The organism is Streptomyces sp. OR43, assembly GCF_008042275.1.
Classification (GTDB): domain Bacteria; phylum Actinomycetota; class Actinomycetes; order Streptomycetales; family Streptomycetaceae; genus Streptomyces.
In genome coordinates this window covers 1-26,552 of the sequence record NZ_RDBK01000007.1, presented here as the reverse complement: position 1 = coordinate 26,552, position 26,552 = coordinate 1, and the positions used below count along the sequence as shown (strand labels likewise).

The 26,552-nt window shown below is 70.6% G+C and carries 27 protein-coding genes and 2 pseudogenes; 14 read left to right on the top strand and 15 right to left on the bottom strand.

Annotated features, from left to right (window positions below):
• The first annotated feature begins 414 nt into the window (after positions 1–414).
• The gene (locus EAO72_RS03775; RefSeq protein WP_148015785.1) at positions 415–4,320 is read left to right on the top strand and encodes a glycoside hydrolase family 2 TIM barrel-domain containing protein; all 3,906 of its coding nucleotides are present in this window, start codon (positions 415–417) and stop codon (positions 4,318–4,320) included.
• 66 nt (positions 4,321–4,386) lie between these two features.
• Here EAO72_RS03775 and EAO72_RS03770 read toward each other — a convergent pair whose 3' ends face one another.
• From EAO72_RS03770 to EAO72_RS03760, 3 genes are all read right to left on the bottom strand, one after another.
• A complete protein-coding gene (locus EAO72_RS03770; RefSeq protein WP_148015784.1) occupies positions 4,387–4,842 on the bottom strand; it encodes an SRPBCC family protein in 456 nt (151 codons plus the stop codon).
• A 57-nt stretch (positions 4,843–4,899) separates the two neighbouring features.
• Positions 4,900–5,280: a VOC family protein gene (locus EAO72_RS03765; protein WP_148015783.1), complete on the bottom strand. Its 381-nt coding sequence runs from the start codon at positions 5,278–5,280 to the stop codon at positions 4,900–4,902.
• 125 nt (positions 5,281–5,405) lie between these two features.
• The gene (locus tag EAO72_RS03760; RefSeq protein ID WP_148015782.1) at positions 5,406–6,227 is read right to left on the bottom strand and encodes a class I SAM-dependent methyltransferase; all 822 of its coding nucleotides are present in this window, start codon (positions 6,225–6,227) and stop codon (positions 5,406–5,408) included.
• Positions 6,228–6,471: 244 nt separating this feature from the next.
• Here EAO72_RS03760 and EAO72_RS03755 point away from each other — a divergent pair, with 244 nt between their 5' ends.
• Entirely contained in the window at positions 6,472–7,377 is a 906-nt protein-coding gene (locus EAO72_RS03755; protein WP_148015781.1) for an NAD-dependent protein deacetylase, read from the top strand.
• A 36-nt stretch (positions 7,378–7,413) separates the two neighbouring features.
• Here the strand turns inward: EAO72_RS03755 and EAO72_RS03750 are convergent, their stop codons facing one another.
• Positions 7,414–7,782 carry a VOC family protein gene (locus EAO72_RS03750; protein ID WP_148015780.1) on the bottom strand — a complete coding sequence of 123 codons (369 nt, stop codon included), beginning with the start codon at positions 7,780–7,782 and terminating at the stop codon, positions 7,414–7,416.
• 63 nt (positions 7,783–7,845) lie between these two features.
• Here EAO72_RS03750 and EAO72_RS03745 point away from each other — a divergent pair, with 63 nt between their 5' ends.
• Positions 7,846–8,304 carry a MarR family winged helix-turn-helix transcriptional regulator gene (locus tag EAO72_RS03745; RefSeq protein WP_148015779.1) on the top strand — a complete coding sequence of 153 codons (459 nt, stop codon included), beginning with the start codon at positions 7,846–7,848 and terminating at the stop codon, positions 8,302–8,304.
• Between the two features lie 154 nt (positions 8,305–8,458).
• Here EAO72_RS03745 and EAO72_RS03740 read toward each other — a convergent pair whose 3' ends face one another.
• Positions 8,459–8,614: a hypothetical protein gene (locus EAO72_RS03740; RefSeq protein WP_148015778.1), complete on the bottom strand. Its 156-nt coding sequence runs from the start codon at positions 8,612–8,614 to the stop codon at positions 8,459–8,461.
• A gap of 254 nt (positions 8,615–8,868) precedes the next feature.
• Between EAO72_RS03740 and EAO72_RS03735 the strand changes: the two genes are divergently transcribed.
• Positions 8,869–9,135, top strand: coding sequence for a hypothetical protein (locus EAO72_RS03735; RefSeq protein WP_148015777.1), 267 nt, complete (start codon positions 8,869–8,871; stop codon positions 9,133–9,135).
• A 233-nt stretch (positions 9,136–9,368) separates the two neighbouring features.
• Here EAO72_RS03735 and EAO72_RS03730 read toward each other — a convergent pair.
• From EAO72_RS03730 to EAO72_RS03720, 3 genes and pseudogenes are all read right to left on the bottom strand, one after another.
• Positions 9,369–9,707, bottom strand: a pseudogene (locus EAO72_RS03730) (peptidase E); the annotation flags it as partial.
• A gap of 37 nt (positions 9,708–9,744) precedes the next feature.
• A complete protein-coding gene (locus EAO72_RS03725; protein WP_148015776.1) occupies positions 9,745–10,704 on the bottom strand; it encodes an SDR family NAD(P)-dependent oxidoreductase in 960 nt (319 codons plus the stop codon).
• Positions 10,705–10,833: 129 nt separating this feature from the next.
• On the bottom strand, positions 10,834–11,037 hold the full coding sequence (locus tag EAO72_RS03720) for a cold-shock protein (RefSeq protein WP_136326921.1): 204 nt from the start codon (positions 11,035–11,037) through the stop codon (positions 10,834–10,836).
• Positions 11,038–11,347: 310 nt separating this feature from the next.
• On the opposite strand from EAO72_RS03720, the gene EAO72_RS03715 reads away from it, so the two are divergent.
• Positions 11,348–12,427: a hypothetical protein gene (locus EAO72_RS03715; RefSeq protein ID WP_261991302.1), complete on the top strand. Its 1,080-nt coding sequence runs from the start codon at positions 11,348–11,350 to the stop codon at positions 12,425–12,427.
• 141 nt (positions 12,428–12,568) lie between these two features.
• Positions 12,569–13,294, top strand: coding sequence for a class I SAM-dependent methyltransferase (locus EAO72_RS03710; protein ID WP_148015774.1), 726 nt, complete (start codon positions 12,569–12,571; stop codon positions 13,292–13,294).
• 85 nt (positions 13,295–13,379) lie between these two features.
• On the opposite strand, the gene EAO72_RS03705 is transcribed toward EAO72_RS03710, so the two are convergent.
• Positions 13,380–13,868 carry a GNAT family N-acetyltransferase gene (locus EAO72_RS03705; RefSeq protein ID WP_148015811.1) on the bottom strand — a complete coding sequence of 163 codons (489 nt, stop codon included), beginning with the start codon at positions 13,866–13,868 and terminating at the stop codon, positions 13,380–13,382.
• 278 nt (positions 13,869–14,146) lie between these two features.
• Between EAO72_RS03705 and EAO72_RS03700 the strand changes: the two genes are divergently transcribed.
• Complete coding sequence (locus tag EAO72_RS03700; RefSeq protein WP_410090011.1) at positions 14,147–15,001, top strand: GH25 family lysozyme; 855 nt, start codon at positions 14,147–14,149, stop codon at positions 14,999–15,001.
• Positions 15,002–15,065: 64 nt separating this feature from the next.
• Positions 15,066–15,956, top strand: a complete 891-nt coding sequence (locus EAO72_RS03695) for an LLM class F420-dependent oxidoreductase (RefSeq protein ID WP_148015773.1) — start codon at positions 15,066–15,068, stop codon at positions 15,954–15,956.
• A 149-nt stretch (positions 15,957–16,105) separates the two neighbouring features.
• On the opposite strand, the gene EAO72_RS03690 is transcribed toward EAO72_RS03695, so the two are convergent.
• From EAO72_RS03690 to EAO72_RS03670, 5 genes are all read right to left on the bottom strand, one after another.
• Positions 16,106–16,555 carry a spore-associated protein gene (locus tag EAO72_RS03690; RefSeq protein ID WP_148015772.1) on the bottom strand — a complete coding sequence of 150 codons (450 nt, stop codon included), beginning with the start codon at positions 16,553–16,555 and terminating at the stop codon, positions 16,106–16,108.
• A gap of 138 nt (positions 16,556–16,693) precedes the next feature.
• Positions 16,694–17,866: a serine hydrolase domain-containing protein gene (locus EAO72_RS03685; RefSeq protein ID WP_410090002.1), complete on the bottom strand. Its 1,173-nt coding sequence runs from the start codon at positions 17,864–17,866 to the stop codon at positions 16,694–16,696.
• Positions 17,867–18,117: 251 nt separating this feature from the next.
• Positions 18,118–18,669: a YciI family protein gene (locus EAO72_RS03680; protein WP_148015770.1), complete on the bottom strand. Its 552-nt coding sequence runs from the start codon at positions 18,667–18,669 to the stop codon at positions 18,118–18,120.
• An 85-nt stretch (positions 18,670–18,754) separates the two neighbouring features.
• Complete coding sequence (locus tag EAO72_RS03675) at positions 18,755–20,008, bottom strand: amidohydrolase (protein WP_148015769.1); 1,254 nt, start codon at positions 20,006–20,008, stop codon at positions 18,755–18,757.
• A 112-nt stretch (positions 20,009–20,120) separates the two neighbouring features.
• Positions 20,121–21,749, bottom strand: coding sequence for an isocitrate lyase/phosphoenolpyruvate mutase family protein (locus EAO72_RS03670; RefSeq protein ID WP_148015768.1), 1,629 nt, complete (start codon positions 21,747–21,749; stop codon positions 20,121–20,123).
• A gap of 65 nt (positions 21,750–21,814) precedes the next feature.
• Between EAO72_RS03670 and EAO72_RS03665 the strand changes: the two genes are divergently transcribed.
• A complete protein-coding gene (locus EAO72_RS03665) occupies positions 21,815–22,495 on the top strand; it encodes an ArsR/SmtB family transcription factor (RefSeq protein ID WP_148015767.1) in 681 nt (226 codons plus the stop codon).
• Between the two features lie 127 nt (positions 22,496–22,622).
• Positions 22,623–23,081, top strand: a complete 459-nt coding sequence (locus EAO72_RS03660; protein WP_148015766.1) for a nuclear transport factor 2 family protein — start codon at positions 22,623–22,625, stop codon at positions 23,079–23,081.
• 44 nt (positions 23,082–23,125) lie between these two features.
• Here EAO72_RS03660 and EAO72_RS03655 read toward each other — a convergent pair.
• Positions 23,126–23,842 (bottom strand): annotated as a pseudogene (locus EAO72_RS03655) (prolyl oligopeptidase family serine peptidase); the annotation flags it as partial.
• Here EAO72_RS03655 and EAO72_RS03650 point away from each other — a divergent pair.
• From EAO72_RS03650 to EAO72_RS03635, 4 genes are read left to right on the top strand one after another with little or no spacing between them, the layout of a single operon-like run.
• The gene (locus EAO72_RS03650) at positions 23,839–24,537 is read left to right on the top strand and encodes a DUF5701 family protein (protein ID WP_148015765.1); all 699 of its coding nucleotides are present in this window, start codon (positions 23,839–23,841) and stop codon (positions 24,535–24,537) included. The pseudogene EAO72_RS03655 and the gene EAO72_RS03650 sit on opposite strands and share 4 nt — an antisense overlap.
• 51 nt (positions 24,538–24,588) lie before the next feature.
• Positions 24,589–25,023 carry a DUF6892 domain-containing protein gene (locus EAO72_RS03645; protein WP_148015764.1) on the top strand — a complete coding sequence of 145 codons (435 nt, stop codon included), beginning with the start codon at positions 24,589–24,591 and terminating at the stop codon, positions 25,021–25,023.
• 34 nt (positions 25,024–25,057) lie between these two features.
• On the top strand, positions 25,058–25,660 hold the full coding sequence (locus tag EAO72_RS42740) for a hypothetical protein (protein WP_261991301.1): 603 nt from the start codon (positions 25,058–25,060) through the stop codon (positions 25,658–25,660).
• Positions 25,661–25,712: 52 nt separating this feature from the next.
• A complete protein-coding gene (locus tag EAO72_RS03635; protein WP_148015763.1) occupies positions 25,713–26,432 on the top strand; it encodes a ribonuclease FAU-1 family protein in 720 nt (239 codons plus the stop codon).
• Positions 26,433–26,552: the final 120 nt, after the last annotated feature.

Sequence of the window (26,552 nt, the reverse complement as noted above, 5' to 3'; positions counted from 1 at the left end):
GGCGGTCTCGAAGCGTGCGTTCAGTTTACCAGCGGGCGCCCCGGCCCATTCCGGTCCTGCCGACCTGCCCGTCGGCGGGACCGCGCGTCATCGGGAGCTGCGTGGCCGCGGCAATCGCACGGTCCGGTCGGCGTCGCGCATATCCCTATTCGGCCATTCGCATGGCGTGGCACCCGGCCGTGGATCATGGACGCCGCGTTGCGGACGGTGCTCGATCCGCTGCTGTCACCGTGGCCTGAGCGGGCGGGGCGGGCCGGGAGGTCCGGGCCGGCCCAGGGCGCACAGCCGTCAGAAAACAACAAAATCTGACGTTGTCATTGTGGTGGTTGTGTTCCCTTTCTAGGGTGGGCGCGTCTCAACAGGTGTCACCCCTCACACCAGTTGCACGTCCTGGCGCACTAGGAAGGCCCTGCCATGGCCCACCCGAACTCGTCCCCCCACTCCGACCCTCAGCGCGGATACGTGAGCCGTCGCCGTCTCATCGAGGCGGGCGCCGCCGTGCTGGGCGGCCTCGTTCTCTCCGGCGCACCGCCCGTCGCCCGCGCCTTCGCCGCCACCGGCGACATCCCGGCCGGCGGCGACGAGTGGAACGGCCACATCGACGTCTTCCGGCTCGGCACCGAGCCCCCGCACGCCACGCTCATGCCGTACGCGAACCTGGAGCAGGCTCTCACCACCGACCGCACCACGTCTCCCTGGCGTCAGAGCCTCGACGGGACGTGGAAGTTCGCGTACGTGGACCGGCCCGCCGACAAGCAGGCGGACTTCTACCGCACCGATCTCGACGACTCCGCCTGGGAGGACACCCCGGTCCCCTCGGCCTGGCAGCTGCACGGCCATGACTATCCGGTCTACGTCAACATCACCTACCCGTGGTGGGGCCCCAACGGGCTCGGCGAGGACGCCCAGCCGCCGGCCGCGCCGACCCGGTACAACCCCGTCGGCCAGTACCGGCGCTCCTTCACGGTGCCCGGAGGCTGGGCGGGCCGGCGCACGTTCCTGCACTTCGAGGGGGTCAAGGCCGCCCACTACGTGTGGATCAACGGCTATCTGACCGGCTACCACGAGGACTCGTACACCCCGGCCGAGTACGACATCACCCCGTACCTGAAGGACGGCACCAACCAGATCGCCGTCGAGGTCTACCGCTACTCCGACGGTGACTGGCTCCAGGACCAGGACATGATCCGGCTGAGCGGCATCTTCCGGTCGGTGTATCTGTACTCGACGCCAGGTGTCCAGCTGCGCGACTTCAAGCTCGACACCCCGCTCGGGGACGGGTTCACCACCGCCGCACTGTCCGTCACCGCCCACGTACGGGACTCCACGGGCGACGCGGGCTCGGGGGCCTACACGGTCGAGACACAGCTGTACGACGCCGGCGGGCACGCGGTGTGGTCGCGTCCGCTGGCCCAGCGCGCCTCGCCGGCCGGCGGCGAGGTGACCGTCACGGGCGCCAGGGCCGTACCTTCACCCCGCCTGTGGTCTGCGGAGGACCCGTATCTGTACACCGCCGTCCTTCAGCTCCGCGATCCCTCCGGCAAGGTCGTGGAGACGCTTTCGCACCGGGTGGGCCTGCGCGAGTTCGCGATCAAGGACGGGCTGATGCGCATCAACGGGCAGCCGGTCACCTTCCGCGGCACCAACCGTCACGAGATGCACCCCGATCGCGGTTCGGCTCTCAGCCGTGCCGATCTGGTCGAGGACATCACGCTCGTCAAGCGGCTGAACATCAACTCGGTCCGTACCTCGCACTACCCCAACAACCCGCTCTGGCTCGAACTCGCCGACGAGTACGGCCTCTACCTCGTCGGCGAGACAAATCTGGAGACGCACGGCGTCCGCGACCGGTACCCGACCGACCGGGCCGACTGGACCGAGGCGTGCGTGGACCGTGCGCAGAACATGGTCCACCGCGACAAGAACCACGCCTGTGTCGTGATCTGGTCGCTGGGCAACGAGGCCGGCTCCGGGTCCGCGTTCCGGGCCATGCATGACTGGATCCGCTCCTACGATCCGACCCGCGTCATCCAGTACGAGGGCGACGACGGTCCCGCCACCAGCGACATCCGTTCCAGAATGTACGAGTCGCCGAGCCGGGTGGAGGCCCGGGCGAAGGACACCTCCGACACCCGGCCCTACGTCATGATCGAGTACGCCCACTCGATGGGGAACTCGACCGGCAACTTCAAGGAGTACTGGGACGTCGTCCGCCGCTACGACGTCCTGCAGGGCGGCTGGATCTGGGACTTCGTCGACCAGGCGCTGACCTGGCCGACGCCTTCGCGCAAGCTGCTCACCGAGACGGGGCCCACGGGTCTGAAGGGCGAGGTCATCAACCCCTCGGGCTCGTTCAGCCGCGAGCAGGGCGTCAGCGGCGCGACCGTCTTCGCACGCGACGACCGGCTCGATCTGACCGGGTCGCTCACCCTCGAGGCCTGGCTGACCCCGCACGTCCGCGGCTTCCACCAGCCGATCCTGGCGAAGGGCGACACCCAGTACGCGCTGAAGCAGGCCGACAAGGGCCTGGAGTTCTACATCTACGCGAACGGGCAGTGGATCGCGGCCTCCTGGACGACCCCGGACGACGGCTGGACGGGCAGGGAGCATCACGTCGCGGGCGTCTTCGACGCGGACGCGGGAACGCTGACCCTGTACGTGGACGGCGAGGCCAAGGCCACGAGGAACACGGACCGCAAGCCCAGCAGCAACACGGCCTCGCTCTCCCTCGCCGGTGAAGTGGAGAACCCGACACGGGAGTTCAGCGGAACGATCCGCATGGCCCGGGTGTACGCGCGTGCCCTGAAGGCCGCCGAACTCGCCGACGACGGGCGTGGTCCCGGCGACGCCGGCGTGCGCTTCTGGTTCGACGCGCGGACCGCCCAATACGAGCAGAAGAAGGCGGGAGCGAAGACCTTCTACGCCTACGGCGGCGACTGGGGCGACAACCCGAACGACGGTGCGTTCGCCGGCGACGGCATCGTCCTGCCCGACCGACGCCACACGGGCAAGGCGGCCGAGGTCAAACGGATCCTCCAGACGATCCACGCGACCCGTGCGGACGACGCCGCGCCCGGCGAAATCACCCTCAGGAACGAGAACCTGTTCACCAATCTCCGTACGTACAACGGCTCCTGGGAGCTCTCGGCCGACGGCGAGACGGTGCGGCGCGGCAGCATCCGCCGCGACCAGCTCGACGTATCGCCGATGACGGGGAAGACCATCACGCTGCCGGTGGAACTGCCGCGCAACCCCGCGCCCGGGACCGAGTACTTCCTCCAGCTGTCCTTCACGACCAGGGAACGCACACCGTGGGCGGACGAGGGCTTCGAGGTGGCGCGGGTGCAGCTGCCCCTCGGCGGGAACAGCCCGGAGATCGTGCCTGTTCCGCTGGCCGGGGTGCCCGAGCTGTCGTTCCGGGACGGTGACCCCGGCATCACCGTCACCGGCCGCGGCTTCGAGGTCGTCATCGACAGGTCGACCGGCGTCATCACGTCGTACGAGGCGGCCGGCACGAAGCTCCTCGACTCCGGCCCGGTGCCCAACTTCTGGCGTGCCCCGACCGACAACGACCGCGGCAACGGCCAGCACACCCGCAATCAGACCTGGCGGGACGCGGGGGCACGGCGCAAGGTGACCGAGGTGACGGTGCGCGGGCTGCAAGGGCGTGCCGTCGAGATCGCGGTGCGGGGAACGCTGCCGACGAGCACCGCATCCGCCTTCGCCACGACCTTCACCGTCTTCGGCAACGGCGAGATCAAGGTCGACAACACACTCGCTMCGGGCGACCCCTCCCTCCCCTACATTCCCGAGATCGGGACGATCCTGCGCCTTCCCGCGGCACTGGAGCAGTTCCACTACTACGGTCGCGGCCCCGACGAAAGCCACTGGGACCGCAAGGACGGTACGGACGTGGGGCGTTGGTCCGGAACCGTCACCGGGCAGTGGAGCCCGTACCTGCGGCCGCAGGAGAACGGGAACAGGACCGACGTGCGCTGGGCGGCGCTCACCGACCGGCACGGTCGCGGCCTGCTCGTCAGCGGCGACGAGCTGCTGGAGGTGAACGCCTCCCACTTCACACCGGAGGACCTGTCCGTCGGAGCCCGCCACGACTACCAGCTCACGCCGCGTGACGAGGTGATCCTGCGGGTCAACCACCGGCAGATGGGCGTCGGCGGCGACAACAGCTGGGGCGCGCACACACACGATGCGTACAAGCTGCTCGCCGACCGGAACTACACGTACACGTACCGGCTGCGGCCGCTCACGGACGTGCGGGCCGCGACGAGCCTGTCCCGCCGGCCGACGGCTGTGAGGTAGCCGATGCGGCAGGTGCCGGCGCCCGCCGCCGGGCGCCGGCACCTGCCCCCGGGCACCCTGGGCGGATCACCGCGGGCGGGGCCCGCCCTGGGGCACGTCGCCCGCGGCGGTCCGCTCGGCCAGCTTCTGGAACTCACCGAGGTCGTAGTTGGCCAGGACCGAGTCCAGATTGGTGAGGGCGCCCAGGTGCTCCACGAATCCCTGGGGGTCATATTCGATCTGCAGGGTCAGCCGACTCGACTCGTCGTCCAGCCGATGGAAGGTGACCACACCGGCGTGGTGGACGCCCTCCGTCGTCTTCCAGGCGATCCGGTCCTCCGCCACGACCTCGGTGAGTTCAGCGACGAAGCTCTTGTCGACCCCCGGCAGCGCGAGCTGCCAGGCGAACCGTCGGTCGTCCAGCGGATCGACACGCTGGACATGGCTCAGGAAGGTGGGCCACTGCGTCACATCACTCCACAGTGCCCAGCTGATGGACACCGGGGCCTTCATATCTACGGTCTCAACGATCGATGAGGACATACGGACTCCTTCGTGGGTTCGTGGGTTCGTCAGCGGCGCGCAGGCCCGCCCGGGGAATCAGCCGGGTGGGGCGAGCGTGAAGGGGTGTCCGGCCGGATCGGAATAGAGACGCGCGTCACGGACACCCTCGGTGTCCTTCGCGCCCAGAGGACGCGCGCCGAGGCCGACGGCCTCACGCTCCGCCTCGTCGAGATCCTCCCGTGCCACCAGGATGCGCAGATGTGCCTGCTGGGAATCATCGGGCCGCGGCCAACTCGGCGGCGCGTAACCGTGGTCCCTGCGGATCGCGAGATGCACCCCTCGGTGGCCCACGACCTCGACGATATCGGGCTCGTTGCCGACGTGGACTTCCGCGTTGAGCAGCATGGCGTAGAAGTCGGCCAGTTCCTTCGGCTCCGCACAGTCCAGCACCAGCACGCTCGTCTTCGGCACTGCCATGGCCTTCCTCCTCCTGCTTCGCGGGCATCCGGGTTCCGGACGTCGTTTCGACTACCCGCGTCCCGAGGCAGCACACCCGGGCCCTCCACCTGCGCGTGGCAGTCGGCCGCGCGGCGCCGGGTGCCTCATGCCGTGTCCTCCCCGGGTCTCCGCCCCCAGGCCGTGAGCATGCCGGCCGACAAGGCGGCACACTCGTCCGACCTCACGTAGCGGACCGCCGCGTCCACGGCCGCATCGTCGACCAGCCCGGTGGCGAGCATCGCGGCCCTGCTGCGCTCCCAGGTGTCCTCCCAGAAGCGGCTGATGGCACTGCCCGGCAGCAGCGGTGGCACGTGGATCTCGGCGGCGACGGACGTGAGCCCCGCCCCGCGCAGCAGCTGCGGGTACGACGGAACCCAGGAGACATCGGTGCCGATCGCGGTGCGCAGACCCTGCCACATGGCGCGCATGGCCGCGGTGTACGGGGTGCCGGGCGTCCGGTCACTCGTCAGGTCGACCGCGTCGCTGAGCACCAGTACTCCGCCGGGCGCGACCAGTTCGGCCAATGCCGTGATCATGCGTTCGTGCTCGGGCAGGTGCATCAGCACGAAGCGGGCATGGACGAGCTCGAAGCGGCCGGAGGCAAAGCCCGGCAGTGTGATGTCGGCCTCCCGTACCTCGAGCCCGGGCAAGGACCGGTCCCCGAGGAACCGTACGTCGCGGTCCACGGCGAGCACGCTCTCCACCCCGGCCTCCTGCAGCAGCCGGCAGGACACCGTGCCCGTGCCGGCACCGACGTCGAGGCAGCGCCAGCCCGGGCCGGCCCCGACAGCCCGCAGGCGCGCCATGGTGAAGTCGTCGTAGGCGAGGGACCCGAAGTCGATGCGCTCCCGCTCCCCCGCCTGCTCGGGACGGAAAAACGCCTCCCCGTAGCGGCCGTCGTCCAGGGGTTCGCTCCATGATGTCAAGGCCGGGCCTCTCCACGCGGTGTGTATGGTGCCGGCCCGTCCCGAAGCGGCAGGGCCCGCCCCCCTGCCGATCCTCCACCCGTGGCCGTCGCCTCGGCCGAGGCGCGCCGCACCGGGTCGACGACCACTCCTTGCGCACGCCGGGCGATGAGCCGCATGCCTACCGTCACAACCGACGGCGGAGCGGAGGAGGGCGCTGCCGACGGGCGAGCGGGTGCCGCCACCTGTTCCGTACCCTGGAGAGATGCGTATGCGCCCCACCCTGAGCTGGGCCCCCACCGAGGATCTGCCTCCCGCCACCACCGACCTGGCGCCGGTCGCCGACGCGCTCCGCACCGGCGGTGTGCTCGTGCTCAGCGGGGCGGGCATCTCCACGGAGTCGGGCATCCCCGACTACCGGGGCGAGGGCGGGAGCCTGAGCCGGCACACTCCGATGACGTACCAGGACTTCACCGCCGGAGTCCAGGCCCGTCGCAGGTACTGGGCACGTAGCCACCTCGGCTGGCGTACGTTCGGGCGGGCCCGCCCGAACGCCGGACACCGGGCCGTGGCCGCGTTCGAGCGGCACGGCCTCCTCTCGGGTGTGATCACCCAGAACGTCGACGGGCTGCACCAGGCCGCGGGCAGCGAGGACGCGGTGGAACTCCACGGAAGCCTGGACCGGGTCGTATGTCTTTCCTGTGGCGCCGTGAGCCCGCGTCGCGACCTTGCCCGGCGGCTGGAGGAAGCCAATGCGGGTTTCGAGCCGGTGGCCGCCACGATCAATCCGGACGGTGACGCCGACCTCACCGACGACCAGGTCGGGGACTTCCACGTGGTGTCCTGCACGAACTGCGGCGGCATCCTCAAACCCGATGTGGTGTTCTTCGGCGAAGCCGTGCCCCCGCAGCGGGTCGAGCACTGTCGCGGCCTGGTCCGTGAAGCGGCCTCGCTGCTGGTCCTGGGTTCCTCGCTGACGGTGATGTCCGGGCTCCGGTTCGTCCGCTACGCAGCCCAGGAGGGCAAGCCCGTGCTGATCGTGAACCGGGACCTCACCCGGGGTGATCGGCACGCCGTCGCCCGTATCGCGCTCCCGCTCGGAGCGGCCCTGACCACCGTGGCGCGCCAGTTGGGTATCGCCGCCGGCGAGGAGGCGGCCGGGCCTTCCTGAACGGGTGGCGGAGTCCTCTGGTGCCGTCGCGGTGTATCAGGTCCGGTCGTGGAGCGTGACGTGGTAGCCGTCCGGGTCGGCGAAGGTGAAGGTCCGGCCGAAGGGACCGTCGACCGGTGCGGAGACGATGGTGCGACCTTCGGCGACGAGAGCATCGTGGATGGCCTGGACGTCGGTGGCGTGGAGCCAGATCGCGGCACCGATGCCGGGCTGCGCAACGGCTGCCAGATCGGTGCCGGGAATGACGTCGCGGAGTGCGAACGCGATCGGCTTCGTCTCGAAGACGACGGCGTGCGGAGGTCCTGCCTGTGAACGGACGAGGCCGAGGTACTGCTCGTAGAACGCCTGTGATGCGGCGAGGTCGCGCACCTGGAGCGAAATGAAGTCGGGGCCGGTGGCGGGCATGATGACGCTCCTTCTTTTCATGTCAGATTCCTGACACGAACCACGGTATGTCAGAATACTGACATGAGTCAAAGCGGCGCCGGCATCGACCTGGACACATCACTGGGGTACCTGCTGAAAGAGGCTTCGAGCGCCCTGCGCACAGCCATGGAGGGGGTGCTGCGGCCGCTCGGGATGAGCGTGACGCACTACTCCTGCCTCGAGCTGCTGGCCCAACGGCCGGGTTTGTCGAACTCCGAGCTCGCGCGGGGCGCGTTCGTGACTCGGCAGTCGATGAACGTGCTGCTCCAAGCCCTGGAACGGGACGGCTACGTGACCAGGCCCGCAGAGGCATCCGTCGGCAAGGTCCTACCCGCACGGCTCACGCCTCGCGGCAGGCAGAGCCTGGAGAAGGCGACCGCCGCGGTCCGGGCCGTCGAGGTCAGAATGCTGGCCGGCCTGACCGAGCCCGAACAGGCAGGCGCGCTCCGCATCCTGCGGAGCATGATTCATTCCCTGCGCGAGGGCGACGACGGCGCATAGCCCGTTCCTCGGCGCATGCCTTCCATAAACAATTCGCCTTCGGTCATTCCGGAAAAATGACCGGTGACGTGTGGGTGGGCCGCGACGATATACCGTCGCGGCCCACCCACACGTCACTGCCTTCAGCCATTGCCGGCCGGCCGGCGGGAGAGGATCAGAAGTAGTGCCTGCGTCCGCCGACCTTGCGCCCACTGGCACCAAGGATCCACAGAACGGCGCCCACCACGACGAGCACACCGCCGATAGTGGTCAGCAGGGACACGCCGACCAGCAGGCCGATTATGAGCAGTATCGCACCGAGAAGAATCATGTCAGTTCCCATCATCAAGTCTCTTAGGCGATTACGAGGAAGTCGCTCTGCAGCGGCTTCCTCGCATTCGACCGGTACTACCTGGCTGACCTGAAATTGACAGCCACACGGTTCCTGTCGCGACCATCCTCGTGCCCCGTAATTCGGCGTTCACTCACGACTTGCTGAAACAACCTCCGCTGTCGGCGTCGGAGAGGACGCCGAAACCCGCCCGCGGGCCGGTCCGCATAGAATCCGCTCCACAAACAGGCGGCATGGATGAGCAGTTGGGGGCCAACGTGTTCGGGGGCAGGAAGAAGGAGGGCGGGCTGCCGAAGATCCCGCGGAGCGTGGATCCTCGACGAGCCCGCAGTCTGCCGGTTCCGGCCGAGGCACAGGCCGACGCGCGCATGTTCATGCTGGGCGGCGACACGATGCGCGCCCTCAAGGTGATCCTGGACGCGACGGGCTACGACCTGCGCCAGGCCCGGGACATCGTGTACGCGCTGGTCTACGAGATCGAGGTGCCGAGGGCGACATGAGCCGGGGCGCGAGCCGGACGAGGATTCGGTGGTTCCGCGGTCGCGTGCGTCGAAGACGTCTCCTGCGCGGGTGGCGGCAGTGCCACGAGGAGATGGGATACCCGGGCGTTGACGGTGGAGCCGGGCGCGACGGTGGAGCCAAAGCGGGCTCTCCGGTTGCTGGGCGGGTTCTCGTCCTGGCCCAGCTGGTTCGATCGTCCGGCGCACTTCGGTGGGCCTCGGGCGCATGCGCTTCAGCGTGAGAGGGCAGGCAGCCTGCGGGGCTCGACGCGCCCCTCCACCGCCTTGTCGCCCTCCCGTCCGACCACGTAGGCCCCCTTTCCCGGAACCTCGGTCACCGCTTCCACCAGCTCCGTTCCGCGGTAGACCAGACCTACTCCGTCATCGGTGCAGTGAGAGGTCGGCAAGATGCCGTCCGCGACGAGCCGGTGGATCAGCGGGCGCCGGCCCTCGTCCACGTCGTAGTGCACCCCGTTGCCGTAGGGCAGGTATCCCAGAGCATTCGTCAGGGGGCGCAGCTCCGGCCCGAACGAGTCGGTCGCGCCCCCTTCGAACCAGCAGATGTTCGAGGCTCTCCGCGTCCCGTCGGCCGGTGCGGTGGCGGTGCGGTCAGCGGGCCGCCGCGAATGCGTCGACGCCCGTGAGTCCGGCCGAGAGCGCCCACAGGCGGGCGGCCTGTTCGGGGTCGGTCGCGTGTGCGTGCACGCCGCCTTCCATGCCTTCGCGGGCCGGCTCGGCCACGTCGCAGTCCTCGCAGTACACGCCGCCCTTGCCCGTGAGACGGGGCGACGTCGCCGCCCACACCTGTGTCGCGGCGCCCTGTGCGGGGGTCTTGAAGGTGGGATCGGTCGGGTTGCCGTGTTCGTCGATCCAGCCCGCGTCCACCATGTCCGACTTGGCCAGGTGGCGCTGAAGAGGGGTGAGGATGCTGCCCGGGTGCACCGCGAACGCCCTGACTCCGGCGTCGCGGCCGAGTGCGTCGAGCTGCACGGCGAACAGTACGTTGGCAGCCTTCGCCTGCCCGTATGCCTGCCATCGGTCGTAGCCGCGTTCGAACTGCGGGTCGTCCCAGCGCACGCCCATCCCGTGGGCGCCGGAGGACACGGCGACCACGCGTGCGCCGCCACGTGCGATCGCCGGCCACAGGTGGTTGATCAGCGCGTAGTGTCCGAGGTGGTTGGTGGCGAACTGCGCCTCCCAGCCGGGGCCGACCCGCGTTTCGGGGCAGGCCATGATCCCGGCGCTGTTGATCACGAGGTCGATCGTGCGGCCCGAGGCCAGGAACCGCTCGGCGAAGCCGCGGACGCTGTCGAGGTCGGACAGGTCGAGGTCGTCGGTCTCGGCGTTGTCGATGCTCTCGATCGCCTTCCGCGCGGCGGCAGGCCGACGGGCGGGAACGACGACGTGGGCGCCGGCTGCCGCCAGAGCTCGTGTCGTCTCCAGGCCCAGCCCCGAGTAACCACCGGTGACCATCGCTGTGCTGCCGGACAGGTCGATGCCGCTCAGTACCTCGCCCGTGGTGCTGCGGGCACCGAAACCCGACCCGATGTTGTGCTGAGGTGTCGTCATGACGGTGACGTTAGGAGCTGGATCGCGCTCCAAGTCAAGGCCGTCGGTGGCGAGTGTCCATGGGCAAGTGGTCCGGAACGCACGACGGGCCGCCGGAGCRYGCTCCGGCGGCCCGCGTCAGCCCGAAGGTCAGGCGGACGTGATGTTCTCCGCCTGCGGGCCCTTCTGGCCCTGCGTGATGTCGAAGGTCACCGCCTGTCCCTCCTGAAGCTCACGGAAGCCGGTGGCGTTGATGTTCGAGTAGTGAGCGAAGACGTCCGGCCCGCCGCCGTCCTGCTGAATGAAGCCGAAACCCTTTTCGGCGTTGAACCACTTGACGGTTCCGCTGGCCATGCCGGTGCCTCTCGTTCGTTCCAGGATCCGCACCACACGGACCCGTGCATGCCATGGCCCCGCACAGCAAAGCGCCCGCGGCGGAGCGCGGGCAGCTGAGGAACCACGGCATCTGGAAAAGACGCTACATGCCGAAGCCCGCTGCCACCAGAGATTGACGGAGTGTTGCGGCCGGACCCGCGGCACGATCACCGCGACAGCGTCCATAAGTGACCGGCCGGCCGGTCTTCGCCGCGCCCTCGACTCTCCCCGCGTCGCAGCAAGTCCGGATCTGATGACGCAGAGCAGACCTCAGGCCTAAGGTGTGCCGGTGATCTTCAACAGGAAGCGGAAGGCTTCGCGTCTCGCCGCCATGGTGTCCGAGCTGGAGGAGGCGGTGGCCGCTCGCGACGGTGACCGCACGGGGCGTGCCTTCACCGCCGTGATCAACGGTGTACAGGCGGCATCGGAGGCCGAGTGCGTTCTGGCGGGGCCCCGGCTGGCGGCCCTGCTCCCCGAGTTCCCGCCCACCGGGCCGCGGCCGATGCTGGCCACGGCAGCCGGCTTCTGCGCTGAGCGCGGGGCCGACCCGGCGGCCTGCGCCGAACCGATCCTGGACGGCGTCCACCAGGACTTGCTCGACGCCCTGGAGTTCGCCCGCCTCTGGACTGCCGCGGGCGCGGCCGGGGACGAACTGCCTGAGCCTGACGAGAAGATCATCGACGACGCGTTGCCCGCCCGCCTGGGCTGCGATGCGCCGGAGGCCACGCGGCTCGCGCTGGCCTGGTGCTCGGTCGAGGAGTGGCAGCCTCCGGCTCTGGCCGTGCTGTGCCGCAGCTCCGAGGTGCGCCGTCGGCACGCCTCCGCGATCCTCCCCTCCTGCCGCGCGTTGGAGGCCCTGGAGCGGCACGACCTGAAGTGTCTGTCCTACGCGCTGGCGGTTCTGGACGACGAGCCCGTGATCGTGCTGCACCGGCCGACCAAGACGGCGTACGAAGTCCGCATCGGCGGCATCGGGGACAACTTCCAGTTGCACACGATGCTCGCCCATCTCCTCGTGGGCGGCGGCCACGTCCCCGGCATCACGCCGTCCGCGGAGAGCGTGCGTCTGGCCACGGATCCCGAGCCCGCCAGGGGGCGTACCGGGACCGTGGCGACCGGAGCCTTCGAACTGCTCGCCCCGGACGGCACGCGCCTATGGAACGAAGGGCTGCCCGACGACATCCCTGTGATAGAAGGACACCGCCTGCTCGTGCTCGACGAGCCGGCGTACCGGCGCAGTTGGAACGCCGACCGGTTCTTCCCGCAGCTGCCGGGTACGGCCGAGCTCGTCCGTGTCCTGAGCGCGGACGAGACCCGGACCTGGTTCGCCCGCACGTCCGCCGGAGACGGGACCGACGGGCCGTCCTGATCCGGGTGCGCCGGGCTGTCGTCGTCGCCACCGGGCCGCTGTACGCCTTCCCGGGGCCCCCGCCGCGCGTGCCGCCGACGGCCGTCGTCAGGGCGAAAAGCCGGTGGCCGTCCGGGCCCTGTTCTGCGTACGTTCGCACGCATGGCTGACGACTGCTTCGCGCATCCACGACTCGCCGCTCTCTACGATGTGCTCGATCCCGACCGCGGCGATCTCGCCGCATATCTCAGGATCGCGGAGGAGTCCGGGGCACGCCGTGTCCTGGACATCGGATGCGGAACAGGGGTGTTCGCACTTCTTCTGGCCGGCCGCGGGATCGATGTCGTCGGCGTTGATCCCGCTCTGGCCTCCCTCGAAGTCGCCCGGGCCAAGCAGGACGGTGCACGGGTCCGATGGATCCATGGCGACGCGACGGGCCTCCCCCCGCTCCAGGTCGATCTCGCGACGATGACCGCGAACGTCGCCCAGGCCATCGCGGCCCCGGCAGCGTGGGAGGGGACGCTGCGGGGAGCGTACGAAGCGCTACGGCCCGGCGGGCACCTGGTCTTCGAGACCCGCGATCCGGCCGGTCGCGCCTGGGAGGAGTGGACCCGCGAGCACTCGTACCGCGTGACGGAGGTCCCGGCCGTCGGCCCGGTCGAGAGCTGGGTCGAACTGGTCGAGGTCAGTGGGCCGCTGGTGACGTTCCGCTGGACCTACGGGTTCGCGGCGGACGGACAGGTCCTCACGTCGGACTCGACGTTGCGCTTCCGGGAACGGGAGGAGGTCGAGCAGGACCTCATCGAGCGAGGGTACGTGGTGGATGAAGTCCGCGACGCACCCGACCGGCCGGGAAGGGAGTTCGTCTTCCTGGCACGCCGTCCATGATCTTGGTTCTTCCGACCCGGCGCATCTGCGCTGAGCGCGCCTCGCGGGGCCACACATCCGTGGACGGCCCCTGGGGCGGCCGGAACTAAGGGAGTTCCTTGCACATCAGCGTGCACATCGTCTCGTGGCGACGCAGTGATCCGTCCGGCGCCTGCTCGTCCCACGCGTCGGGGCGGCGGTCGTACGCGACGTAGCCCAGGCGTTCGTACAGCGCCCGGGCCCGGGGGTTGCTCTCCTCCACACCGAGCTCGGCGTGGCGCAGACCGCGGGTCCTCATCCGGAGTTCCGCTGCTTCGACGAGGAAGGTGCCGATCCCGCACGACTGCAGGGCCGGATGGACTGCCAGCTGCCAGAGCGTGCCGACGCCTTCCCTGACCTGGTAGTCGATGCCGGCCTTCGCGACGGGAACGTCCGTCGGAGTGCAGACCGCGAGGTAGTCGACCTCGCCGCGGCGGGCACGCTCCAGCTGCTTCGCGACCCCGGCCAGGTGGTGTGCGGACCCCGACCACCCGCAGGACGCGAGGTCCGCGTGCACCAGGTCGCGCACCGACAGCTTCAACACCACGCTGATCATCTTCATCGCCTCCGGCCAGTCAGCATCCCCGCGGACCACCCGGCATGCAATGCGGTTCTTTCGCACCTGCCGCCACACGGCTCTTGCACGCGGCGTCATCCGAATGCCACATCGGGCGCCCCTCCGCGGCGCGCCGGGGGACGAACCTCTCCTCGTTCGTAACTCTTTGCATCAGGACGTGGCGTCGGCGGGACGAGAACAGGCGGCGCACGGCTCTCCGAATTCGGCCGTCACCCAGGAGGACTGCGTTGTCATCTCGAATCCACCGCCCCGGAACCATGCGGCGCAAGCTGATGGCGGCCGGCGCGTTCAGCCTGGTCATGGCCCTCGGTCCAGGAGTTCCCTCCGGCACGGCGGCAGCGGTGCCGCGGCCCTCCGGCAGCACCATCCCCCTCGGCGACGGATACATGGGCGCCGGATATCTTGCGGACGCGGAGGGCTTCACGGCGGACACGCGGCAGATCGAGTTCGGTGCCGAGGGCAGCGCGTCCACTCAGGCCACCCAGGCGGGCATCGACGTCTCCCACTACCAGGGAACGATCAACTGGTCGTCGGTGAAGTCGGCCGGCATCAAGTTCGCCTACATCAAGGCCACGGAGTCGACCACGTACAAGGACCCCACGTTCAGCGCCAACTACCTCCACGCCCACCAGGCCAAGGTGATCCGAGGTGCCTACCACTTCGCCCGTCCCGCTCTGTCCAGCGGCGCGGCGCAGGCGACGTACTTCGCCGGCAACGGCGGAGGCTGGTCGCGGGACAACCTGACGCTGCCCGGCATGCTCGACCTCGAAGGCGGCTGCTCCGGCAAGTCGGTCTCGGCCATGCGGTCGTGGATTCTCGACTTCTCCGCCATGTACAGGGCGAAGACCGGACGTGATGTCGTCATCTACACCGGTCCGAGCTGGTGGAACACCTGCACGGGCGGGTGGGGCGGCATGTCCGCCCGGAGTCCTCTGTTCGTCGCGCACTGGACCGGCGCCTCCAGTCCCTCCATCCCGGGCGGCTTCCCGTACTGGACCTTCTGGCAGTACACCGACTCCGGTTCGGTGGGCGGGGTCTCCGGCGCCGTGGACCGCGACCGGTTCAGCGGTGACAGCGAACGCCTCCTGGCCCTGGCCAACAACACCCTCTGACGGCCGGACGGGTGTATCGCCCGCCACGTGGGAATAGTCGGCGCGATTCACTGTTGATCGCAGTATGACTTCTGACACACGTGGCGCATTCGGACAGATCGGCATCTGGAGCGGGTCCCTTCACCGGTCGCGGGCGGACGACGCGGGGAAGGCGGCCATCACGGAGGCGGTGACCGAGCTCGAAGACCTCGGGTACGGCACCGTTTGGATCGGGGGAAGTCCCTCGCCCGACGATGCCGCCGCTGTCGTCGAAGCCACCCGTTCGATCACCGTCGCCACGGGGATCCTCAGCATCTGGGACCACCCCGCGGCGGATGTGGCGGCCCGCATCGCGAAGCTCGACGCGGACGCCCGCGGGCGCCTCGTCCTCGGCCTGGGTGTCAGCCACGGTCCGATGGTGCCGCAGTACGCGAAGCCGTACAGCGCGATGGTCGCCTACCTCGACGCGCTGGACTCCGCCACCCCGCCGGTGGAGCCCGGCCATCGCGTGCTGGCGGCGCTCGGCCCGAAGATGCTGAAGCTCGCGGCGGGGCGGGCGCTGGGTGCCCATCCCTATCTCGTCACCACCGAGCACACGGCGGAAGCCCGCGAAGCGCTGGGCCCCGATGCTCTGCTCGCCCCGGAGCTCTCCGTCGTGCTCGACACCGACCTCGACCGGGCGCGCACCACTGCGCGGACCATGCTGGCCATGTACCTGCAGCTGCCGAACTACACCGACAACCTGCTGCGGCTCGGGTTCGCGGAGAGCGACTTCGAGGGCGGTGGGAGCGTTCGTCTCCTGGACGCGCTGTTCGCCCTGGGCGACGCCGAGCACGTGAAGACACGGGCGAGGCAGTACCTCGACGCCGGTGCCGATCACGTCGCTCTTCAGGTACTCACCGCGGCCGAGGGCGGCGCGGGGCTGCCGCGAGCCGAGTGGCGCGCCCTGGCCGAGGCCTTCGCGGGCGAGTGGTAAGCGACGGTTCCGGAAGGCGGCGGTCCGCCGGTCGTGACCGCCGCCTCGCATCCCGTCGACCGGACGGTGCGAGGCGGCGGCCGGAACCGGCGGGACGGTCGGCATCAGCCGCGCCGCCCGTGGGCCGGAGCGTCCCTTCGTAGACCGGTTCAGCGGATTTCGGTGACCCGGTGTTCCGTGCGCGCGGCGCAGTTGGAGTTGTCCACGGACACGTACACGTTGGCGATGTTGCCGCCCCAGCTCACGCAGTGGCCCTTGCCGTAGACGTAGGCCGGCCCCGCGTACGACGTGTAGTTCCCGGAGTCCCCGGCCCACTCGTCGGTGTCGGGCACGTAGATGTACGTGGACATGTCCTTGGCCGTACCGGGGTTGGTACGGATCGTCGCGACGCAGTTCTTCCCGTTCTTGGAGTTGTACGTCAGGTAGACGGTGCCCAGTGAGCCGACGGGCACCGAGTTCACGGTCTTGTAGGCACTGCCGCAGACGCCCTGAGGTGTGACGTTGGGTGCGGCAGAGGCTGCCGTGGCGCCCATGACCGTGGCACCCGCCACGAGCGCGCCCACCGCCCCGACGACCGCGACATTACGCAGGCTTCTCATATATCCCCCTTGTGTCTCCAGGAGCGGTTTGCTCCCACTTGATGGGACTCGCGGGCGGCAGGGATGGTTGTGCCGGGTACATCCGCGGGTTCCGCGGGAGGGGATGCACGCGGTTCGGGACATCTCGTCCCGTCCGGGTCACCGCTTGCGCAGGAGTGCGCAGACGAAGTTCTCCTCGACGGTGCGCAGCCGGCTCAGCAGTTCCGGCTTGTTCGTCTTGTTCACCTGGGTGGTGAGGGAGAAGGTCAGCGACCGCTTGCCGTCCGGTGTGGCGGCGACCAGTTGGGTATAGCCGGGGAAGTTACCCGTGTGGCCGTAGACCACACCGCAGCGGGTGGTGTACCGGAAGAGGGCCAGACCTGCTTTGTTCGCGCCCGGGCCCGCGGGCTCGGAAGCTCCGTCCACCCAGTTCAGCTGCTGACGCCGGGTCCGGTCGGAGATCAGCGTCCCGCCGGCGTAGCCGCGGATGAACGACGTCATGTCGTCCGGCGTCGAGATGATCCCGCCCGACGCCCACACACCCGACGCGCCGAGTACCTCGCTGACGTCCTCGGGCGGGTTCGGCGGGGTGACGTCGTAGCCGTGCATGTACGGCCGGGGCATCCGGTAGCCCTGCGGAAGGCTGGTGCTGTGCAGCCGCAGCGGGCGGTACACGAGCTGGGCGAGCAGTTCCTCGTACCGGCGTCCTGTCGCCGCCTCCGCCATGAGCGCTACGGCGATGTTGTCGGAGTTCGAGTAGGCGTAGCGGGCCCCGGGACGGAACGCCAGCGGCTCGGCGGCCACGAAGTCCAGCAGCCGCCGGGAGTCGAAACGGCGCCGGGGGTCCGCGGTCACCAGGGACAGGAACTCCGGGTCCTCGCTGTAGTCCGGCAGCCCGCTGGTGTGGTTCAGCAGCTGACGCAGGGTGACCCGGTGCCAGGCACGCGGCAGTCGGGGCAACAGCCGGCCGATGGTGTCGTTCAGCCGCAGTCTGCCCCGGTCTACGAGCTGGAGCGAGACCGCGCCGCTGTACGCCTTGGCCGTACTGGCGATACGCATGTGGTCGGTCGTCCGGATCGGACGGGCGGCGCCGGTGTCGGCGGCACCCGCCCGGAAGACCTCCGTGCGGTGCTCCCGTTCGAGGACGGCGATCACTCCGGGCGGCCCGCCGGGCGCGTCGGTCAGTTCCCGCAACTGCCTGCGCAGCGCGCGGTCGTGATCGGCGGGGGCGTCCGCGGCCTGGGCGGGGGAAAGCATCAGCCCGGCCGTGCAGGCGGCGGCCAGCAGGGCGGCGAGGGGCAGGCGGACCTGCGGGGAGCCTGGAAGCGGCACGGGAGTACTCCTGAGACGTGAGCCCGGTGGAGAACCCAGCTTCGCCCGCTGCTCCGCAAGCCGCCCGTCGCCCTGCGCCATCCAGCCGAGGCCACGCAGCCACCGCCCGTTGCGGGGCCTGCCGCCCGCTGCGGGGCCGCTGCCCGTTGCGGGGCTGTGGCGTGGTGCTTGACGTCCGCGCCCGCGGGCCGCGACGTGGCGACCCGGCGCCCGCGCGCGACGTCGGACTTGGTGTCCGCGCCCGCGGGCTGTCAGCGTCGTCCGCCGAACTCCCAGGTGTGCACTTCGATCCCCGCGTACCGGTCCGGCGTCAGGACGGCGCGTGCCGTGTCCGGATCCGGTGCCCGTATCAACGCCGCCGTGCCCACCCAGGTCGCACCGTCGTCGGAGAGCAGCGGCCCGTACGCGATCAGCTCGTCCTGGCCGGATGGCACCCCGAGATCGGCGGGCTCCCCCGCACCGAGGCCGATCACCAGGTACCGGTTGCCGCCGCTGTGCCCACCGGGGAAGTCCCACATGGTGCGCCCCAGCAGATTGCGCCACCTCCGCAGCAGCACGTCACGGTAGACGCCGGCCTGGTAGTTCGGCTCGTCGAAGGCGAAAGCGCGGGCGGCGGCGGGGCCGGGAAGGTCGACGATGTGCACGCTTCCGGTGGGCACCTCGTCGTCGGCGTGGGCGAAGGTCGGGCCCCTGGCGATCAACTCCTTCGCATACCGGTCCATGTAGGACCAGTGCTCTTCCAGCAGCTCTTCACGCAGCGGAAGGGAGCCGGGCCGGTCGCGGTGGTAACAGAGGAACTCCATGACCAGAGGATCTCTGAACCGAGGCAGCCAGGTCGAGCCGGTTTTCCGCCCCGAACGCCCGGCCCGGTGGGTGGGTGCGCTGCCGTCACACGGTGCCGAGCCAGGTCAACGCCGCGACGACCAGCGCTTCCACGCCGGTGCTCAGTGTCGGCTCGACGACCGGTGCGAAGGCCGAGGAGTGGTTGCTCGGCAGCTCGTCCATGCGTCCCTCGGTGAACGCGGCGATCGTCGATTCGGCCTCCAGCCCGCCCCAGAACCAGAACACCGTGGGCACTCCGAGCGCCTCACCGAACACACCCACGTCCTCGCTCGCGTTCACCTGAGGCATCGGCAGCAGTCGCTGGGCGCCGAAGTGCTCGGAGAACGCCGCCACCGTCGTCTTCGTGGCCTCCGGCTCGCTGACGAGCGCGGGCGCTGACGCGAACCAGGTGAAGTCCGGCGGCTTCGGCGCGCCGCTCGTCCGCGACTCCCCCGTCACGATGCGCTCCACCGCGCTGCGGACGAGGTCGCGTACGGCAGGCGTGAAAGCGCGGATGTTGACGCCCAGTTCGGCGGTTTCCGGGATGATGTTGTCCTTCGTGCCGGCCTTCAGTCGTCCCACCGTCACCACGGCCGTCTCCGCCGGCGGTACCTCGCGGGCGACGATGCCCTGGAGCCGGGTGACCACGTTGGCCGCCATGAGCACCGGATCGACGGACGCTTCCGGCCTGGATCCGTGGCCGCCCCGGCCGTGGAGGGTGATGTTCACCGAGTCCGCGGCCGCCATCACCGGCCCGTTGCCGTAGCCGATGAAACCGGCGGGCAGGGGTCCGACGTGCTGGCCCAGGACGATGTCCGGCTTGGGAAAGCGTTCGAAGAGGCCGTCGTCGACCATGCCTCGGGCACCGACCGCCAGTTCCTCGGCCGGCTGGAACACCACCAGCAGTGTGCCGCTCCACTGCTCACGGGCCCCGGCGAGGAGGCCGGCGGCGCCTGTCAGGCAGACGGCGTGCATGTCGTGACCGCAGGCGTGCATCACGGGCACGTCATGGCCGTCGCCGTCCACGGCACGGACCGTGCTGGCGTACGGCAGTCCTGTCTTCTCCTCCACCGGCAACGCGTCGAAGTCCGCGCGCAGCATCACCACGGGGCCCTCGCCGTTTCGCAGTACGCCGACCACGCCCGTGACGCCGACCTTCTCGACGACCTCGTCGAAGCCCCCGTCGCGCAGGCGCTGCGCCAGCAACGCGGCGGTCCTGGTCTCCTGCAGCGACAGCTCCGGGTGGCTGTGCAGGTCCCGGTAGAAGTCGGCAAGGTCCTCGCGTATGTGCTGCAAGCCCTCGGTCACCGTACTGGCCATGTCCCATTCCTCCTCCGAGCCGGTCCGGGCACCGTACCTTCCGGCCGGACGTCCCGCACGGCGGAACCTGCCGCCGCGGACCACCCCCGCCTGCGGAAACGCCGCAGGTCACTCAGCCCGCCGGGGCGGGGTCCCGCGCCTGCCGGGCGTACGCCAGTGCCTGGACCTCGGCGTAGGACGGCGCATCCGGGACGGCCGGCCGCCCGTCCCGGATGTCGGTCGCCGCACCGATGGCCGCCGCCAGTGCCGTGCGGTAGAGCAGCGAGCCGAGGCTGACCCTGCGCACGCCGAGCAAGGCCAGTTCGGTAAGCGTCGGCCCGGCCGGGGTGTACAGGATGTTCAACGGAACGACGAGCGCCGAGGTCAGCTCGGCGATCGCGGCCGGATTCGACAGCCCGGGTACGAACACCCCGTCGGCGCCGGACTGCTCGTAGAGGGCCAGGCGCGTCGCGGTCTCGTCCTCGTGGCGGGACGACCAGTGGGTATCGGTCCGCGCGTTGACGAACAGCGCGGGTGCCGCCTGCTTGACGGCGGCGATCTTGGCCGCGTGCAACTCCATCGGCGCGAGGGTGCCGTCGGGGCGGCCGTCCTCCAGGTTGATGCCGGCCGCGCCCGCCTCGTACAGGGCTCGTGCCAGTGCGGCCACTTCCGCCACGTCGTCGCTGAACCCGCCTTCGGCATCGACGGTGAACAGGAACCGGCCCTTTCCCAGGTGACGGGCCAGGCTCATGGTCGCCTCGGCCGTCGCGGCTGCCCCGTCCGGCAGACCGGCCGCGGCGGCGACACCCAGGCTGGTGGTGCCGACGGCGGCGAAGCCCTGTTCCGCCAGCGCGGCGGCGGAGGCGTAGTCCCAGGCGTTGGGCAGCAGCAGTGGGTGCGCCTGCCGGTGCAGGCGGGCGAACGGGGTGGCTGGGCGCCGGAGGAGTCCGTCGGCCAGCGCGAGGGCGTGGRCCCGGCCGGGGCAGACGCGGGGCGGGGCGCCGAAGGTGAGCGGCACCGGGTGGGCTCGGTTGGCGGCCGCCAGGTCGAGGAGCACCACATCGCCCTCGGCGATCTGCCGGCCGGCGACCCGGGTGGCTCCGGCGGCGACGCGGCGCATGGTCCGTACGGGAGGCAGGTCCCGCAGGACCCGGGACAGCGGGAGCCGGTCGTCGCCGGCTGCGGCTTCGACGAGCGCGGCGGTCGCCTCGCACGCCTGGACCAGCAGCCCGATGCGACTGGCTGCGGACTCCAGAGCGGCGTCGTCCAGGACCGGCACCGATTCGGTCGGGGGCTCGCATCCGGCCGACGCCGTGCCGGGTCCGTCGTGCGTGGCCGGTCCGTTGGGAACGGCCGGCCGTCTCACCAGCCTGGCCACCGCCTCGTCGGCAGCCGCGTCCTCGCCGCCGAAGTAGACCCCGGCCACCGCGATCACGTCCTGCGCCACGGCTGCGGGCTGCGGCATCCCCAGGGCTTCGGCGAGCGTACGCACCACCGTGGCCCGAGTGTCCTCACCGGGCACCACGGCTGCCGCCTGTCGCAGCGACTCAGGAGCGATACGGGCCAGCTCGGCCTCGACCAGGGCGCGCCGCCGCCGGTGTGGCTCTCCGTGGCTGAACCGGGCCACGGTGGCGCGCAGCCAGGCGGCACTCGCCCCGGGAGGGCCGTCTGCCGCGGCCGGCCGTTCCGGGACGAGCGCCGGATCGGCCAGGGCGGACCGTACGTCCTCGAAGCGATCGAACCGGTGCGTCGTATGCGTCATGGTTCCGACGGTAGGGCCGCGACGGTTCGGTGCGGCCCGAACCGTCGTCGCGGCATCATGGGCGCATGTCCTCAATCGCCGAGACCGCGTCCCTGCTCGCCGACCGCACCCGGGCCACCTTCTGCCAGGCCCTGCTCGACGGCCGGGCCTGGACCGCGGGCGAGCTCGCGCGGAGCGCCGGGGTCAGCGCGTCCACGGCCAGCGAGCAGTTGTCCCGGCTGATCGAGGGCGGCCTGCTGGCCGAGGAGCGGCAGGGCCGGCACCGCTATGTGCGGCTCGCGGGCCCGGAGGCGGCCGCCCTGATCGAGGCCGTCGCCTCGTACGCTCCCGCCGCTTCCGCCGGCCCGGGGAACGTGCGCCGGTCCGGTCGGGCGGGTGCCGAGGCGCGAGCCCGGACCTGCTACGACCATCTGGCCGGTGAGCTGGGTGTGGCCCTGGCCGATGCCATGATCTCCCGGGGCCTGGTCTCCGCGGACGCGGGGCTCTCCGTCACCCCGGCGGGCCGGGACTGGCTGGCGGACGCCCTGGGGTACCGGCACCCCGCGGGTGCGCGCCGGCCTCTGGTGCGCAGCTGCCTGGACTGGACGGAGCGCCGGTCGCATCTGGCCGGGGCGGTGGGAGCGGCGCTGTGCGCCACGTCGCTCGAGCGGCAGTGGGTGCGGCGGATCGGCTCCGGCCGGGCGGTGAAGGTGACACCGGTGGGCGCCGTGTCGTTCCGGGAGCTGCTGGGCGCGGAAGTCGGCTGAGCGGCGCGACGGGTGCGCCCGGCGGCGGATTACCTCCGGGGTAATCGACCGTTCCGCTCCCCCGCGGCAGGATCGGACACAGCGGCGGGGCCCCCGCCGGCATCCCACTGACCTCAAGGAGCCCGCCATGGCCGTCGAGCCCACCTCCGACAAGCCCAGTCCGGCCGGCGACTCGCGTTCGGTCGCCGACGCAACCCGGGCCGTCGTGGAGGCGTTCCTCGCGGCCCGGCTCGCCGGGGACACCGAGCGGATCGCCGCGCTGTTCGCCGACGAGGTCGACTGGCTGCTGGCGCCGAACCCTGTGGTCCCATGGATCCGCCCGCGGTCCACGGCCGCCGAATGTGCCGCCCAGTCCGCGGAGTTGGCGGCGCACACGGTACCGGAAGACGCCCGGGCTTCCGTCGACACGTTCCTTGTCGACGGCGCGGATGCCGTCCTGATGGGACACCTGTCGGGAACCGTACGGGCGACGGGCAAGTCCTTCGCGGGCCCGTTCGCTCTCCGCCTGACCGTCGAGGACGGCCGCGTCACCCGGCACCATCTGTACGAGAACAGTCTGTCGATCGCCGCGGCCTGTACGTCGTAGCGCGTCCCGGGCGCCGCTCCGCCCGGGACGCGTGGCCTGCCGGGTCAGCCGAGGGCGGCCGGGGCCGGCCGGGCGAGGTGGCTCCACAGGAAGGTGTGCATGAGGGCGTTGTTGTGGGCGGACTGCTCGTTGTCACCCGCGCCCGCGTGGCCGCCACCGGTGTTCTCGTGGAGCAGGACGCGGTGGCCGAGTTCGCGCAGCCGTGCGGCGGCCTTGCGGGCGTGGCCGGGGTGGACCCGGTCGTCACGGGTGGAGGTCGTCAGGAACAGGGGCGGGTAGGCCTGGTCCGCGGTGAGCCGGTGGTACGGGGACAACGCGTTCAGGTGCTCGCGGTCGGCCGGGTCGTCCGGGTCACCGTACTCGGCGATCCAGGAGGCACCGGCCAGGAGTTCGTGGAAGCGGAGCATGTCCAGCAGGGGGACCTGGGCGACGATCGCGCCGAAGAGTTCCGGGTACCTGGTGACCATCGCGCCCATGAGCAGTCCGCCGTTGCTGCCGCCCGCCGCCCCCAGCATGGCGGGGGTCGTGATGTCTCGTCGGACGAGGTCGGTGGCCACGGCCGCGAAGTCCTCGAAGGCCCGTGCCCGGTCCGCGCCGAGTGCCGCCCGGTGCCAGCCGGGGCCGTACTCGCCGCCGCCCCGGATGTTCGCGATCACGTAGGTGCCCCCGCGCTCCAGCCAGGCCCGGCCCGTCACCGCGCCGTAGAAGGGCGTGAGCGAGACCTCGAAGCCGCCGTAGCCGTAGAGGAGGGCGGGGCCTGGCTGGAGCGCGGGGGCACCTACGTGATCGCGAACTCCCGCCCCTGACCACGCAGGCCGAGACGCTGATCGAGCTCGGGGTGCACGGGATCGCCGGCCTGTCGGCCGACGAGATCCGTGCGTTCGCCAAAGCGGCCGAGGACAAGGACCAGGACGAGGAGCAGGACGGGGACGGAGAACGCGGCGGCCTGCTCGCCGTCCACCCGGAGCGGGCGCCCGCGTCCGCCCTCGCGCCGCTGCTCCGTCGCGACGGCAAGCCTGGCTTCGTCGTCGTCGACATGCCCGATGTCGACCTCTTCACCCCGCTCGACACGGTCCCGGTCCCCGACGCCCCGCTCTACGTCCTCAGCGGCGTCGACCGCGGCGACCACATGGCCAACTGGAGCCCGGACGAGGCACTGCCCGCCCTCACCGCCCAGAACCGCACACCGCTGCTTCTCAGCGAGGGCATCCACTGGGTGCTGCAGCAGCCCGCCGCCCTGGAGCGCAACCACTGCTTCATGACCATCGGCTCCCGGCTGCGCAAGGCCAACGGCGCCCTGGACGCCCGTACACCCGCGCTCTGGATCAGCAACGGCACCGGCCGCGACGGCCGGGAGCGGCGCAACGCCCCGAAGGCCGGATGGTGCTGGGCGGGCAACCGTCACACCTGGCTGGGCTTCGGTTCCACGACGGGCCGCCGCCTCCCGCCCGCGTAGCGCGGCAGCCGCCCCGGACCGGCTGTCACACCCCCTCGCTACGCTCACCGCATGACCGCCTTTCGCGACTTCAACTTCAAGCTCCTCGTCATCGAGCAACTCATGTACACCGACGGGACCCTCACCCCCGCGTTCCGCATCGCGGACTGCCTGAAGGCGAAGGGAATCGACGACCCGCAGGGTTACGCGTACGAGAACGACCTCGCCCACACGGTGCTCGCCGAGGCCCGCGCGCACTTCGAGGCGCTGGAGATCAGTGAGGAGCTGCTCGCGACGGTCGAGGAGCTCACCCTCGACGGCGGGCTCGAGGTGTACCAGGAGTGCTCTCCCGTCTGGGACGGCGAGGACGAGCTCTACGACGTGGGGTCGCTCGACGACCTCGACCTGCTGCCGAACCTGCGGCTGATCTCGGGGGTCGACGACTGCGGGATGGGCGCCGCCTTCGACCCCGAGGTGCTGGCGGCCCGCGGCATCGCCACCGACTGACCCGGCCGGCCGACCCGTACCGGAGACTCATGCCATGCCTTACACCGGACACCCCGGAACACGCCTCGGACGGACCGCCACGGCAGCTGCCCTCCTGGCTCTCGCCGTGACCGCGTGCGGCACCGAACACCCCGGGCAGCCACAGGCCCGTTCGGCCGTTCCGCAGCCGTCGTTCAGCCCCCGCCCGAAGTGCGCCCAGCCCACCGAGGCCCCGGCGAAGCAGCCGCCCTCTCCCACGCCGACGGCGAACACCGTGACCGGAGCACCGCACGAGGGAAACAGCGAGGACCGGCCGCCCAACTACGCCGACAACCACGCCTACCGCATGGCGGGCGAACTCAGCCCCGACAAGCGCGCCAAGGGCGAGGCATCGGCGAAGCGCATCCGGTACGAGCTGGAGAAGGCCCGGAAGGAGGGCGATGTCAGCGAGAAGCGGATCGCGGCGGCACTGGCCCACCTCGGCTGCGGCAAGGAGCACGGCGTCTACATCTGGGACGGGCTCTACAGCGTGCACACGGGGGACGTGTGCGTGTCCGGCCGCCTGACGGCGCAGGAGCTGACCATCGAGGTGCACGGCGCCTACGCCGAACCGCAGCCGGGGACGGGGCCGTGCGTGGAGAACCGGGGCGGCCACTGACAAGGTGGCCGGGCACGTGTCCGGGGCGGTCTCCGCGGGCATGATCAATTGCATGAAAACGGGCAAGAAGGGCGCCGTCGGCAACGGCGCAGGAACCGGGACGAGAACCGGCACGGAAACGGACGGCACCGGAGCCGACGCACGCAACCGCGTCAGCACCCACCTCAGCGGTGAACCGGGGCAGATCCTGCACTGGAACTTCTTCATAGGCGGCCACCTGAGCGCCTCCGTACCCGTGCGCCTCGTCGAACGCACACCCGCGGGCCAGCTCGTCTGGATGGAGACGGGCACCCCGATGTGGCGCACGGCCCTGCCGCGCGGCGCCACACACCTGCGGGACATCGCCCCGCACGAACGCCCCGCCGAGGGCTACCCCGTGGTCGCCGGCCGGTGGCCGATGGGCAGCGCGCTCTTCTACCAGCCGACGGGGGCCGCGCACTCCGTCCTGTGGCTCTTCGGCCGCAGACAGAAGTTCCGCGGCTGGTACGTCAATCTGGAGCGCCGCGTCCACCACGGCGAGGACATCGACATCGCCGACCACGAGCTCGACATCAACGTGGCACCGGACCGGACCTGGCAGTGGAAGGACGAGGCCTCGTTCGCGGAGAAGACCGGTCATCCCGCGTACTGGAACGCGGAAGAGGCCACAGCCATCAGGACCGAGGGAAACCGGGTGGCCCGGCTCGCGGAGGCCGGAACCTTTCCCTTCGACGGGACCTGGTGCGATTTCCGGCCKCCGCGAGCCGGGCCACCCGGTTTCCCTCGGTCCTGATGGCTGTGGCCTCTTCCGCGTTCCAGTACGCGGGATGACCGGTCTTCTCCGCGAACGAGGCCTCGTCCTTCCACTGCCAGGTCCGGTCCGGTGCCACGTTGATGTCGAGCTCGTGGTCGG